This window comes from Candidatus Nomurabacteria bacterium, from assembly GCA_023898645.1.
Taxonomy (GTDB): Bacteria; Patescibacteriota; Saccharimonadia; order Saccharimonadales; family Saccharimonadaceae; genus UBA2112.
On record CP060232.1, the window covers coordinates 361,890 to 374,415 of the forward strand.

Genomic DNA, 12,526 nt, shown 5'->3' on the forward strand with positions numbered 1-12,526 from the left:
GACCGACCACTAGGGTCGGTTTCTTCGTTGGTGCGCGCGAGAGGACTTGAACCTCCACGCCCTTGCGAGCACTAGCACCTCAAGCTAGCCTGTCTACCAATTCCAGCACGCGCGCGCATCAATCTCGATAAATTATACACAATATTGCCGGATATTACCATATCTGTTATAATCACACACAAGAGGAGCGCCCGTATGGGCACTATTTTTATGAAAGATCCAAAATTTATACGAAATGTTGCGATTATTGCTCACGTCGACCATGGCAAGACGACGCTTGTTGATGGTCTTTTGAAACAATCCAACACTTTCCGCGACAACCAGGCTGAAATGTCACAAACTCTCATCATGGACAGTGGCGATCAGGAACACGAACGTGGCATCACGATTACTGCAAAGCAGACGTCTATTTACCATGGTGATTATAAAATTAATATTATCGACACACCCGGCCACGCCGATTTTAGTGGCGAAGTAGAGCGGACGCTCAACATGGCTGATGGCGTGCTATTGATCGTTGACGCACAGGAAGGTCCTATGCCACAGACGAAGTTCGTGCTCAGTAAGGCTTTGGAACTTGGCCTCAAGCCTGCGGTTGTCATAAATAAAATCGACAAACCGTCACGTCGCATAGCTGAAGTTGAAGACGAAGTAGCCGACTTGTTTTTGGAGCTAGCTGTAGACGACTCACAGCTGCACTACCCAACATACTTTGCAATTGCCCGTGAAGGCAAAGCGTGGAATGAATTTCCTGAAAATCCTAGTGAAGATGCTGACCTAAATCCTATTTTTGATGCGATTGTTAGCGACATACCCGCACCTGACGTCGACACGGCAGGCACGCTGCAGCTTTTAGTAACATCCCTACAATATGATTCATTTCTAGGTAAATACGCCATAGGCCGCATATCACGCGGCTCTATAAAGCCTCGTCAGCAGGTGACGCTTGTTAAGCGTGACGGCGCACACGTGTCTGCGCAAGTCGATAAACTTTTTGGTTATCGTGGCTTATTGCGTGAAGAAATCGAAGGCGCTAGCGCTGGCGACATTGTGGCGCTCACGGGTATCGCCGCTGCGCACATAGGTGAGACGATTGCTGATAAAGACAATCCTGAGGCATTGCCAGTTCTTGAAGTTGAAGCTCCGACATTGAGTATGTATCTAGGTCCTAACACTAGTCCTATGAAAGGCCGCGAAGGTGAATTTTCGACAAGTCGTCAGATTGGTGATCGTCTGCGACAAGAGCTTGAAACGAACGTAGCTCTACGTGTCGAAGACGACGGTATCGGTTTTGTCGTAAGCGGTCGTGGTGAATTGCACCTAAGCGTACTTATTGAAACGCTGCGCCGCGAAGGTTACGAGTTTGAAGTTGGTCGTCCGCAAGTTGTGACTATTGAAAAAGACGGCAAGACTCAAGAGCCTGTCGAGGAATTGGTCATAGAAGTCGGCAACGAGTTTGTCGGTACTATCAGCCAAGAAATGGGCACGCGCCGCGGTGAATTGACGCATCAAGAGACGACGTCGAGTGGGGCTATACGTCAGACATACATCATCACCACTCGTGCCATGATCGGTTTGCGTAATCAGTTACTGACTGCAACTAAAGGGACGGTTATTATGAATAGCCTGCCTCATGGCTACCAGCCGCTCGGAGCTAAGCTAGCTGGTACGCGTAACGGCGCATTGATAGCATTTGAAGCAGGTACGACAACGCCGTATGCGTTGCAGACGGCTGAGTCGCGTGGCGAGCTATATGTTGGCCCGGGGACTGATGTGTACGCTGGTATGATCATCGGTTTGAATCGACGTTACGAAGATATGGAGATTAACGTATGCAAAGCGAAGCATCTGACTAACATGCGCTCTAGTAGTAGTGACGGTGTAGTACAGCTAACTCCATTTACGGAGCTAAGTCTGGAACAGTGTATCGACTTTTTGAATGACGATGAATTACTTGAAGTGACACCAAAAAATCTACGACTTCGTAAACGAGAACTTGATCCAAACAAGCGTAAACGCGCTGCAAAACAATAATAAAATCTCCGCATTAAGCGGAGATTTTATTATTGATGCAAATTACTTAACTAGTGTTTTCTTGACACGGACTGACTGCTTGAAGTAGAGCGCCCATGCGGCGTATATAGCAGGACCAGTTACAAATCCTATGAACCTTAAGCCGTTATCGACACCGTCGCCAGCAACAATGTTGTTAATTATTCCAGCTACGGCCATTGTACCGAGAGTGATATACACAACCTGTAGGGCGGACTTTTTCATCGAAAAAATCAGCGATGCTGATACGAATAATTCAAGTGCTAGTAGGGGTGCGAATAGCAACTGCATCAATTCCTGAGTGTTATTGGCTCCGCCGCTAAGCGTACTAAAGAATAAGTAGACTTCACCGACGCCAGATAGAAGAAAAACAATGGCGAAAAATAATAACCATCCTCCGACTTTGTTGGATTTAGATTTCGATTTAACCATGAGACATGTCTCCTCTTATTTCTATACTGATGTCACAAGTTTAGTATAAGCTTTTTAATTTGTCCAATATACATTAAGCATAAGCTTTACAATACGTCAATATCTTAATCATATTTTAATTGATTAGTCCAGACATAACCTCTATAATGGAGCCACGAATGGCAAAAAAGATTTCAAAAATACCGATAAGGATCCCTAAAGAAGAGGCGCTTAAGTCGGCACTCGTAAATACCGCCGGAGCTCTCATGCTAACTAAGCACAGTCCAGACGAAGCGCTGGGCGACTTATTTACTGATGTCCAGAGCAGGCAAGTGTACGACGATGGTATGACGTTCGTGGATCTTATACCACGTGAACGAATGCAGCATATCAGAAAGCAATACCACATCGCTAAAAGTGATCCTGACTTTGATTTGCACGAATTTGTAACCAGGCATTTCTATGCGTACGAAAATTCAAACGGCGAGTATCACACTAACTCCAGTCATACACCGCGTGAGCACATACGCGAGCTATGGAAGGTGCTCGAACGACGTAATCGTGTAGACAGGGGATCGCTCATAGCTATACCGTACACATATGTCGTGCCGGGTGGCAGATTCAGCGCTCAATTTTATTGGGACAGTTACTTTACTATGCTTGGTCTTGCCGCGGATGGTCGCTGGGATATGGTCGAAAACATGATCAAGAATGCTACGTACATGATTCGTAAGTTTGGTTTTGTTCCGACGGCAAATAGGACGTATTTTCTCTCTCGCAGTCAGCCGCCGTTTCTTTCGCACATGGTGCGTTTACTCGCTAGGCATCAAAATCGCACTTTGACACTGCTTGAACACCTGCCTTATTTACTGGGTGAGTATCGTTTTTGGATGAATGGACGAAAGATGCTTGGTAAACTCGATGAATCTGCAGCTGTACGTCGAGTTGTGTTGATGCCAGACGGTACTATGCTTAATCGTTACTATGACAACAAGCGAACGCCACGGCCGGAATCGTTGCGAGAAGACGTTGAAACGGCTCGAAGTAAGGATACTGAAAAGGCAGAAAAGCTTTATCTTGACTTACGTGCTGCAGCTGAAAGCGGCTGGGACTTTAGTAGTCGATGGTTCTCTGACTCTCACGAGCTTGGCTCTATCCATACTACCGACATCGTTCCGGTTGACTTGAATTGTTTGATGTACCATTTGGAAATGACGATTTCTGAAACGTATCAACTAATGTATCAACCTCTGCTAGCGCGTAAATACAGAAAGCTTGCAGAAAAGCGTCAGGCAGCGATTAGTCGATACATGTGGGACGAAAACGAGCAGTTTTTCGTTGACTATGATTTTCGTACCGGCAAAAAGACAGGAAGATTAACGATAGCTGGAGTGTTCCCGTTGTTTACAAAAGTTGCTACGCCGGCTCAAGCTAAAGCTGTGGCGAAACGCTTAGAAAAAGACTTTTTGAAAGATGGTGGGTTAGTCACGACACTTATAGAAAGTGGTCAGCAGTGGGATTGGCCAAACGGCTGGGCGCCCATGCAGTGGGTGGCAATACAAGGACTACGCGAATACGGGTACTATACACTTGCCGATAAAATAAAAAAGGCATGGGTTGAAGCTTGCCTATATACCTATAAAGAAAAGCAGAAAATGGTCGAGAAATATAACGTCGTGCATCCACGTAAATTAAGCGGCGGAGGAGAATATTCACTGCAAGATGGCTTTGGTTGGACGAACGGAGTATTAGCCGCGTTGCTTGCAGAGGATGACAAGCCTGAAGCTAGGAATTGAGCAGCCGTTTAGATATACGGATGACTTTTTGGCTAATTCTAGCGGGAGTACCCTGGTCGGGCTGAGGTTTTTTTGGTTTAGCATTTTCGCTTACTATTCGCGTAAGCACTTCTTCGTAGCCGTCAATCATAGTGGTTAATGAGAAGTTTTTGACTACATGATCTCGGCAATCTTTGCGTTTAATTGTCGGAAGTTTTTCAATCGCTAGTATCATTTCAGCGCTGTTGTTGACTATGAACCCAGTTTTTTCATCCTTAACAACCTCTTGTACCGATCCTCGGTTGAAAGCGATTACTGGTGTGCCGCAGGCTCCCGCCTCGACCATCGCCAGGCCGAACGGTTCTTGCCATTGGATAGGCATAAGTAGTCCGCCGGAATTTTGGTAGTATTTAACCAGTTGGGCACGTTCCAGCATGCCGAGGAATAATATTTTGTTGCTCAAATATGGTTTTACATGCTCATCAAAGTACCATTGGTCAGATTTAGAAACCGATCCAGATATCAATAGTTTGCGATCAGTCTGCATGGCTATTTGAACTGCTTCTTTGACGCCTTTGTCGGGCGTGACGCGGCCAGAAATCATCAGATAATCTTCTGGTTCACCGTCAGTTGTAAATAAATCAGTATCTATGCCGTTATATACAGTTGCGGCATAGTTTATGTCGGGCGCGTCTCGGCGCTGACTATCGGAAATAGAGATGAAATGCTGGTTTGGCGTGCTGTGCATTTCTATGGCTTCGCGACGATCGCTGTCTATGAAGTCATGAACGATGTAGACGACGGGAACTTTAGGGAATAGGCCGGCTATCGGTAGTGCGGATTCAAAGTGGTGGAACAGTACGCAATCGAATTCCCCGCTTGCTGCTCGTTCTAAGATTTTCTTTACGAAACTTGCGTCATAAAGTGCCGGTCGGTAATCGCTAAAGAGTTCAGTCGTGCCCACAAAGTCATCAAGCTCCGCCTGATCTTTAGCTACGGAGTGCATGCCGTACGTTTCGATGGTATCAACATCAAGCTTTGTACCCTCGGGTCCAAAAAACGTCACTGTGTGGCCTCGTTGCTGTAGTCCTTCTGCAAGGGTTTGAGCAATAATTGCTGGAGAATAAGCAACGTTGCCTGGTGGGGGGGTCTCGAGAAACGCTCGGACCATCATTGCAATTTTCATAAATTGTGATGCATCTCTGCAATATATTGAGTATAACACGAATAAAGGATATTGTAAATTTTACACCCTTTTTCTAGCTGAGGATTTGTAGTGCTTTTACTGCCAGTATGAACTTCGCGTGCGACCAAGCAAGAGGCAGAACCCCCTTACCTTGTCGCTCATCGTCAGGGTAAATTTGCTCCGGCAATATGTTTTCGGGCAGTAGACCGCGTTGATATTCGCGATCAAGTCGTTCGATTGTGTCATGAAACATATCTCGCGCTTCGTCAGGTGCGCCTATTGCGTCGAGGGCAATTGATTGCCAGAAGGTTAGCAGGGGCCAGGCGCCGGCGGTTGATTCACGAGATCCTTCGCGGACGATGCCGTCGTATGTATCGCCTCGGTAGCGATAAACACCAAGGCCAGGTCGATAGAGTTCATCGCTGATGGCAGTAATTGTGGATGTTGTTCTGAGACCATTTTTTTCAAATGGGTAGGCAAGGCTAGATAAGCTGGCGTCAAGTGTATTGTCTGAATTGAAATGCGCTGAGTTTTGATAAATTTTCCTTAAGAAAAATCGCGTATCTACAGAATCGATGACACCTTGCATTTCGGTTTGAGCTTGCTGCCAACTGCTTGTGTCGAGGTGTTCGAAGCGCTTGATTGCTCGTCCGAGGCCGTGAGCTACCGAGGCGATAGTGTAGGTAAATACGTCATTGTCGCGCTGGGTCGTTTCGCGGTTTTCCCATAAGTCTTGAGTTGGTCCAAAGCTTTGCCCGTTCCATTTGCCAACTAGTCCATTAGCCATTTTATTGATGGCAGTGTCGACTTTTTCATTTGCTTCCGGTACAACCACGTCAAGAGCCCCCATGAGAGACCCTGCTTGATCTGGTTGGTGTTGTTCGCCGTAACGCACGTCCAGAGCGCCGTTTGTTCCGTAGCGTTTGATATATAGACCCGTTCGAGCGAAGCCCTGGACGTTATTTAGCCAGCCCGCGTAGTTAATGGCTCGCTCTGCTGCTTTGTCGGGGTTGATCGCATGTGCGGCTAGTAATTGATATGCTGCGTCACGCGCCCAGGAAAATCGATAGTTTTCAGCTGTCGATGGATAAATCGGCAGGTCTGAGTTGGCTGCCACCAGTGCGCCATTCGGCAAGGCGCATGCATCAAGCTGGTTCTCACTCTGCGTATACAGCTGCTCTATACGTCCTTTCAAACTCTTCATAAGTCCATTATGCGCCGGTTTGTGTGTGGAGGCAAGGTGGTATAATGGTTATGTAACAGTATAGCTAGGGATAAAATAAACATATGTCCGAAGAAGATTCATCATTCAGCCAAACCACTGCAAGCCAAACTTCTTCGCAGATTCTTGACGAGCAGAATGAGCCCCAACTACAGTCCAAGCACTTATCGATTGAGGAGATTATTAAGAACGTACCCAAGCGTAAGACGCACTGGAAACAGTCTGTCGTGTATCAAATTTATCCGTGGACGTTCAACGAAGACAAAGGCCGAAATCCACAAAGGGGTCATGGATCGATTCTGGGTATAGCCGAAAAGATGCCGTATCTGAAGGACGATCTTGGCGTTGATGCTATTTGGCTGTCGCCGTTTTATCCGTCACCAATGAAAGATGGTGGCTATGACGTTAGTAATCTTACGGACGTGCACCCAGATTTAGGCACGCTTGATGATTTTGATGAAATGATGAAAGCGGCGCACCGTCATGGCATTCGCGTGATGGTCGACTTTGTACCAAATCACACGTCAGACCAGCATGAATGGTTTCAGAAATCTCGCAATCGCGAAGAAGGTTTTGAAGATTGGTATATATGGCATCCCGGACACACAGGAGAGAACGGCGAACACTACCCGCCAAATAATTGGGCGTGCGTATTTTCAATCCCCAATCGTCAAGCCCGCAACCGCGGTGAGATGTCTTGGTTGCAGCCCCATGAATGGACGCCGCCGATTTCTGCATGGCAGTGGGACGACGTTCGTGGCGAATATTACATGCACAGCTTTGCAGTAGAGCAGCCTGACCTCAACTGGAGCAACCCCTATGTTCGCGAAGCCATGAAAGACGCTATGCGTTTTTGGATCGACAAAGGTGTCGATGGTTTTCGCGTTGACGCAGTCAATCATATCGGTAAAAACATGGACTTTCCAGACGAAGGGGTCAACACCGCCTATGACGAAGCATGGTGCGACAATCCTTACGATCAGGTGCTGCGCCACAATAGCGCGGATTATCCCGAAGCACTCGACAAATACGTGTGGGAAATGGGGCAGGTACTGAAGGACGACAGATACATTGGTCGTGACCTGCGAATGGTACTCGAGGCCTACATAGGCGAGTCGCAGCTTCGTGATCTCGATGCAATTGCACCGTCATATGCTAATACGTTCAATTTTGGTCGTATGCTACTTGATTGGAACGTGCAGAATCATAAGATCCAACTAGACTATTACTACTCCCGACTTAATCAAAACGCCATCGGTAATCAAGTTAACGGCAACCACGACAAGCCTCGACTAGCTACTCGCATGGGCGATGAGCGCGCACGAACAGCGATTGTGATCAACATGTTTTTGCCCGGCATGACGTTTATATATAACGGCGAAGAACTTGGTTTGCACGACGCAGAAATACCAGAAGATCGTATACAAGATCCGAACGGTCTGCGCGATCCGGCGCGAACACCTATCATATGGAACGACGAAGAGCCGAACGGCGGTTTCAGCAATGCCGATCCAAACAACCTATGGTTACCGACAAATTTGTCGGACATGCACTTGTCGTTGACAAAACAAAAGCAAGACAATAAGTCGTCATACTCACTTTACCGAGCGGCAAATATCTTGCACCATGAGCTGCCCGTCATCCAGCGCGGTATGTACAGTAGTCATCATACAGATAACGATCAAGTGCTAGCCTATGGGCGTAGCTACGATGAAAACTATGCGGCGGTTCTAGCAAACTTTTCTGAACACGAACAGTTCGTAAAAGTTTTAGACAGCCCGTTTGTCATTGGTACCGCAGTGCTTTCAAGTATCTCAGTTGTTGAAAATCAAAGAAATGTTGACCTCCGTGCTGGCGTTAAGCTTGCGCCGCATGAGGCACTCGTAATACTCTCTGCGTAGTATGATACTGACATGACACATTTTAAACCCTGGAATCAAACTATCCTTTACCAGCTCTACCCATGGAGCTTCAACGAAGACAAGCAACGACAACCACAGAGGGGTGTCGGTTCAATCCGAGGTATTATCGAAAAAATTTCTTATCTGGCGGATGTTGGCATTTCGGCTGTATGGCTTTGCCCTCCGTATCCTGGCCCCATGTATGACAACGGCTATGACATTGCAGATTTTATAGATATCCACCCAGAGCTCGGAACTATGGATGATTTTGACGAACTTGTGAAAGCCTGTCACGAAAAAGGCATTCGTCTTATGTTGGACTTTATCCCGAATCATTCGTCGGAAACGCATGAATGGTTCCAAAAATCACGTCGTCGATTAGACGGTTACGAAGACTGGTATATTTGGCACCCTGGCAAAAAAGATGACGAGGGCAATACAATTCCGCCAAACAATTGGCCTGCAATATTTTCGGCACCAAATCGTCAGGCGCGAGATGAAGGAAAGATGCCGTGGTTAAAGGAAGACGAACCAACTCCGGCAGTTTCTGCCTGGAGGTGGGACGAATTACGCGGTGAGTATTATCTTGGTTCTTTCTCGAAAGAGCAGCCGGATCTCAACTGGGAAAATCCAAAAGTACGCGAAGCGATGAAAAACAATATGCGTTTTTGGATTGATCGCGGCGTTGATGGATTTCGTATGGACGCAGTTAATCACATGGCGAAAAATCGTAGTTTCGAAGACGAAGAACGAGACCCAACATTTAACGAAAAAGAAGGCAGCAAGCACTCACGCAATCCGTACTATCAATTCAAACATGTAAATAGTAGTAATTATCCAGAGCGACTATTCTTTTATGTCAGGGAATTTTGTTCTGTTGTTCGAGATGAGAAATACAAAGACAGAGATTTGCAGATGGTTCTTGAGTCGTACCTTGACGACGAACAACTTGCTGAAATAAATAACATTGATCCTGAAAAGACCTTTACGTTTAACTTCGGTCCGTTTTATATGTCATGGGATGCTCAGACTCGTCAAAAGCAAATGGATGAATATTATGCGAACTTTCCTGAAAACGGAATTCCAAATCAGGTGTTTGGCAATCACGACAATCCCAGGCTTGCGACGCGCTTCGGCGACGGTGTTGCGCGTGCGATGGCGGTTATGGGCATGTTTGCGCCAGGTATGAATATTATTTATAGCAGCGAAGAGCTTGGGCTCCACAACGTCGATATACCGCCAGAAAAATGCATGGACCAGCTTGCGTATCGTGATGGCCAAAGAACCCCTATCGTATGGGACGATACTCAGCCAAATGCAGGCTTTTCCAACGCTGCGCCCGAAGAACTATGGCTGCCGATAAATGAAAAAGATCTGCCAATTGCAGTAAATCGACAGCAGAATGATCCAAAGTCGTTTTATGCGCTGTATAAAACGTCCATCAAAATGCGATGGGATTTGCCTGTATTCCGAGATGGTAAATATAACTCTGTGAAAACATCAAATGCAGATGTGCTAGCATACGCAAGAAAATCTCAGGACGGAGATGCCGTTGTGTATGTGAACTTTACTGATCGCCCACAAAGAGTTGAGGCATCGGATACGTTTAATAGCGGCAAAGTTATTTTATCGAGTATTGATGTAGCCGAAGAGCCTCGCGAGGTTAGCGTCGCCGAAGGCATTGACTTGCGTCCGAACGAAGCCGTTGTTATCGTTGCCAATTAAAGTTTCACGTCTTCGGGCAAGAAGCCTTTGGTGTGTTTGAAATCGGCCTCCCATTTGTAATCTTTGTTGTAGCCAAGATCTTTCATGAGTTTAGTGGGTGCGTTACGCAGATGAAGTGGCACTTGGGCGTCTGGGTAACGCTTTGCTAAGCCTTGCGCGGTATGCATAAGTTCGGTTACTTCACGTGATTTTTTGCTACGAGCGAGGGCAGTCGCTACGTGATAGAGTATATAGTTGCTTTCCGGCATACCTACTCGCTCAACGGCTTCAAACGCATTGAGCGCTAGACCTAGAGCGCCGTTTCCGGCCAGTCCGATGTCTTCGCTGGCAAAAATCACCATGCGGCGTGCTATAAATTTGGGATCCTCTCCAGCATCTATCATCCGCGACAAATAATACAAAGTCGCATCGACGTCGCTACCTCGCATGCTCTTGATAAATGCCGATATGACGTTGTAATGCATGTCGCCTTTTTTGTCATAACCGGGCACTCTTTTTTGTGCAGCCATTTTAACGACATCCGGGGTTACTTTCGCTTCGCTCATGCCCAGAGCGAGTTCGAGATTTCCGAGAGCCACGCGTGCGTCACCACCAGACAATTCTGCTAGGTAATCGATTGCTTTGGGCGTGACGAACTTGGTTTTCTTTAATTCTTTAAGCGCATGTTTGATTATGTCGGTAACTTCTTCTTTGCTAAGTGGTTGCAACACGAGTACACGACTGCGGCTTAGCAATGGCGTGATAACTTCGAAGCTAGGGTTTTCGGTAGTTGCACCGATGAGTGTGATGAGGCCGGATTCAACATGTGGCAAAAAGGCATCTTGTTGCGCTTTGTTGAAACGGTGAATCTCGTCGACGAACAATACGGTTCGTACCTGTAGGTTCCAATTTTGACGTGCGTGCTCCACAACGCGTTCGATGTCTTTCTTTCCGGAAGTTACGGCCGACAACTCAACAAACTCTGCATCAGTCTCTTTGGCTATGATTCGTGCCAGTGTCGTTTTGCCGCTGCCGGGTGGGCCCCATAATATCAGGCTGACAGGTTCTTTGTTTTTTACAATCTGTCGTAATATTTCGCCATCACCTAGCAAATGGGTCTGCCCAATTACTTCGTCCAATGTTTGTGGACGCATTCGTTCTGCTAGGGGTACTCTCTCCATATCTATAATTATAGCCGAGGATGGTACAATAAACACATGAACCGCAAGCAAGTGCTACTGCTCTTCGGCGGCGAGTCATCAGAACATGATGTCTCGATTTCTTCAGCTCGCAATGTATATGCGGCGATTGACGACGAACTTTATGATATACATCTAGGCTATATTGATTCGCATGGGAAGTGGTGGTTGCTCGATAGTTTTGATATGCAGATAGATACCAGTGACGCACCGCAGTTGCTGCCAGTGCTTGGAAGTAGTGGATTTGTGACGATGCCAGAAGGCAAGGCAGTCAGACCTGATGTGATCATGCCGATTCTGCATGGCCGCAATGGCGAGGACGGTAGCGTCCAAGGCCTCGCTCAACTGCTTCATGTTCCAATCGTTGGTTGCGACGTGACGGCCAGTGGCATCGCTATGAATAAACTTGCTTTTAAAGAAATTTTGCAGGCAAATGACATACCCGTCATCCCTTACGTAGCGCATCGTACATATGAAGATGCTCCTGATTTTGGCAAGTTAACCATGCGACTGGGTAACCCGTTATTTGTTAAGCCTGCTCGTGCCGGTAGTTCAGTTGGTGTAAGCAAGGTTCATAACGAAAGCGAATTCAGGGACGCTCTGGCCGAGGCGCACAAGCATGACTCGATCGTGTTGATTGAAAAGGCGATTAGCGGTCATGAGTTGGAGTGCGCCGTACTTGGAACGCCGCCAAATCATCGCGTGAGCGGTGTGGGCGAAGTTATTCCAGGCGATGATTTTTATACGTACGAAGACAAGTATGCGTCGGACAGCAAGGCGCAAATCAATATAGATGCCGAGATTGATCCTGAGGTAAAGGAGCGCATTCGCGACATCGCGTCGAAAATTTTTGAGGCGCTGGGATGCAGCGGTTTGTCGCGCATAGATTATATGCTTGGTAGTGAAGGCAACTTGTATGTCATGGAAGTAAACACGATGCCGGGCTTTACTAACATCAGCATGTACCCGAAATTATGGCGACAACAAGGTATCAGTTACTCGCAATTAATAAAACTGCTGATTGACGACGCACTCGAAAACGGTACAATGAGAAGTACACAAACATAGGAGGGAAT

General features: G+C 46.8%; 9 protein-coding genes and 1 tRNA gene. 5 read left to right on the plus strand and 5 right to left on the minus strand.

Annotation, left to right across the window (positions count from 1 at the left end):
* Positions 1–28: 28 nt before the first annotated feature.
* Positions 29–115: transfer RNA gene (locus H6797_01745), tRNA-Leu, on the minus strand.
* Between the two features lie 95 nt (positions 116–210).
* Here H6797_01745 and typA point away from each other — a divergent pair.
* Positions 211–2,034, plus strand: coding sequence for a translational GTPase TypA (typA, locus tag H6797_01750; protein USN97097.1), 1,824 nt, complete (start codon positions 211–213; stop codon positions 2,032–2,034).
* A gap of 42 nt (positions 2,035–2,076) precedes the next feature.
* On the opposite strand, the gene H6797_01755 is transcribed toward typA, so the two are convergent.
* Complete coding sequence (locus H6797_01755) at positions 2,077–2,484, minus strand: hypothetical protein (GenBank protein USN96902.1); 408 nt, start codon at positions 2,482–2,484, stop codon at positions 2,077–2,079.
* A 245-nt stretch (positions 2,485–2,729) separates the two neighbouring features.
* Between H6797_01755 and treF the strand changes: the two genes are divergently transcribed.
* A complete protein-coding gene (gene treF, locus H6797_01760; GenBank protein ID USN97098.1) occupies positions 2,730–4,259 on the plus strand; it encodes an alpha,alpha-trehalase TreF in 1,530 nt (509 codons plus the stop codon).
* On the opposite strand, the gene H6797_01765 is transcribed toward treF, so the two are convergent.
* Together H6797_01765 and H6797_01770 are read right to left on the minus strand one after the other, a co-directional pair.
* Complete coding sequence (locus H6797_01765) at positions 4,249–5,424, minus strand: glycosyltransferase family 4 protein (GenBank protein ID USN96903.1); 1,176 nt, start codon at positions 5,422–5,424, stop codon at positions 4,249–4,251. The two genes, treF and H6797_01765, sit on opposite strands and share 11 nt — an antisense overlap.
* Positions 5,425–5,497: 73 nt before the next feature.
* Positions 5,498–6,628, minus strand: coding sequence for a hypothetical protein (locus tag H6797_01770; protein ID USN96904.1), 1,131 nt, complete (start codon positions 6,626–6,628; stop codon positions 5,498–5,500).
* Positions 6,629–6,711: 83 nt separating this feature from the next.
* Between H6797_01770 and H6797_01775 the strand changes: the two genes are divergently transcribed.
* Together H6797_01775 and H6797_01780 are read left to right on the plus strand one after the other, a co-directional pair.
* Entirely contained in the window at positions 6,712–8,547 is a 1,836-nt protein-coding gene (locus H6797_01775; protein ID USN96905.1) for a hypothetical protein, read from the plus strand.
* A gap of 12 nt (positions 8,548–8,559) precedes the next feature.
* Positions 8,560–10,272: a DUF3459 domain-containing protein gene (locus H6797_01780; protein ID USN96906.1), complete on the plus strand. Its 1,713-nt coding sequence runs from the start codon at positions 8,560–8,562 to the stop codon at positions 10,270–10,272.
* Here H6797_01780 and H6797_01785 read toward each other — a convergent pair.
* Entirely contained in the window at positions 10,269–11,432 is a 1,164-nt protein-coding gene (locus H6797_01785; GenBank protein ID USN96907.1) for a replication-associated recombination protein A, read from the minus strand. The genes H6797_01780 and H6797_01785 overlap by 4 nt on opposite strands.
* A 36-nt stretch (positions 11,433–11,468) precedes the next feature.
* Here H6797_01785 and H6797_01790 point away from each other — a divergent pair, with 36 nt between their 5' ends.
* Positions 11,469–12,518, plus strand: coding sequence for a D-alanine--D-alanine ligase (locus H6797_01790; GenBank protein ID USN96908.1), 1,050 nt, complete (start codon positions 11,469–11,471; stop codon positions 12,516–12,518).
* Positions 12,519–12,526: the final 8 nt, after the last annotated feature.

Excerpts from the sequence above, each read along its gene's own strand:
- typA (USN97097.1), top strand. The coding sequence starts at position 211 with ATGAAAGATCCAAAATTTATACGAAATGTTGCGATTATTGCTCACGTC.
- H6797_01755 (USN96902.1), bottom strand. The coding sequence starts at position 2,484 with ATGGTTAAATCGAAATCTAAATCCAACAAAGTCGGAGGATGGTTATTA.
- treF (USN97098.1), top strand. The coding sequence starts at position 2,730 with ATGCTAACTAAGCACAGTCCAGACGAAGCGCTGGGCGACTTATTTACT.
- H6797_01765 (USN96903.1), bottom strand. The coding sequence starts at position 5,424 with ATGAAAATTGCAATGATGGTCCGAGCGTTTCTCGAGACCCCCCCACCA.
- H6797_01770 (USN96904.1), bottom strand. The coding sequence starts at position 6,628 with ATGAAGAGTTTGAAAGGACGTATAGAGCAGCTGTATACGCAGAGTGAG.
- H6797_01775 (USN96905.1), top strand. The coding sequence starts at position 6,712 with ATGTCCGAAGAAGATTCATCATTCAGCCAAACCACTGCAAGCCAAACT.
- H6797_01780 (USN96906.1), top strand. The coding sequence starts at position 8,560 with ATGACACATTTTAAACCCTGGAATCAAACTATCCTTTACCAGCTCTAC.
- H6797_01785 (USN96907.1), bottom strand. The coding sequence starts at position 11,432 with ATGGAGAGAGTACCCCTAGCAGAACGAATGCGTCCACAAACATTGGAC.
- H6797_01790 (USN96908.1), top strand. The coding sequence starts at position 11,469 with ATGAACCGCAAGCAAGTGCTACTGCTCTTCGGCGGCGAGTCATCAGAA.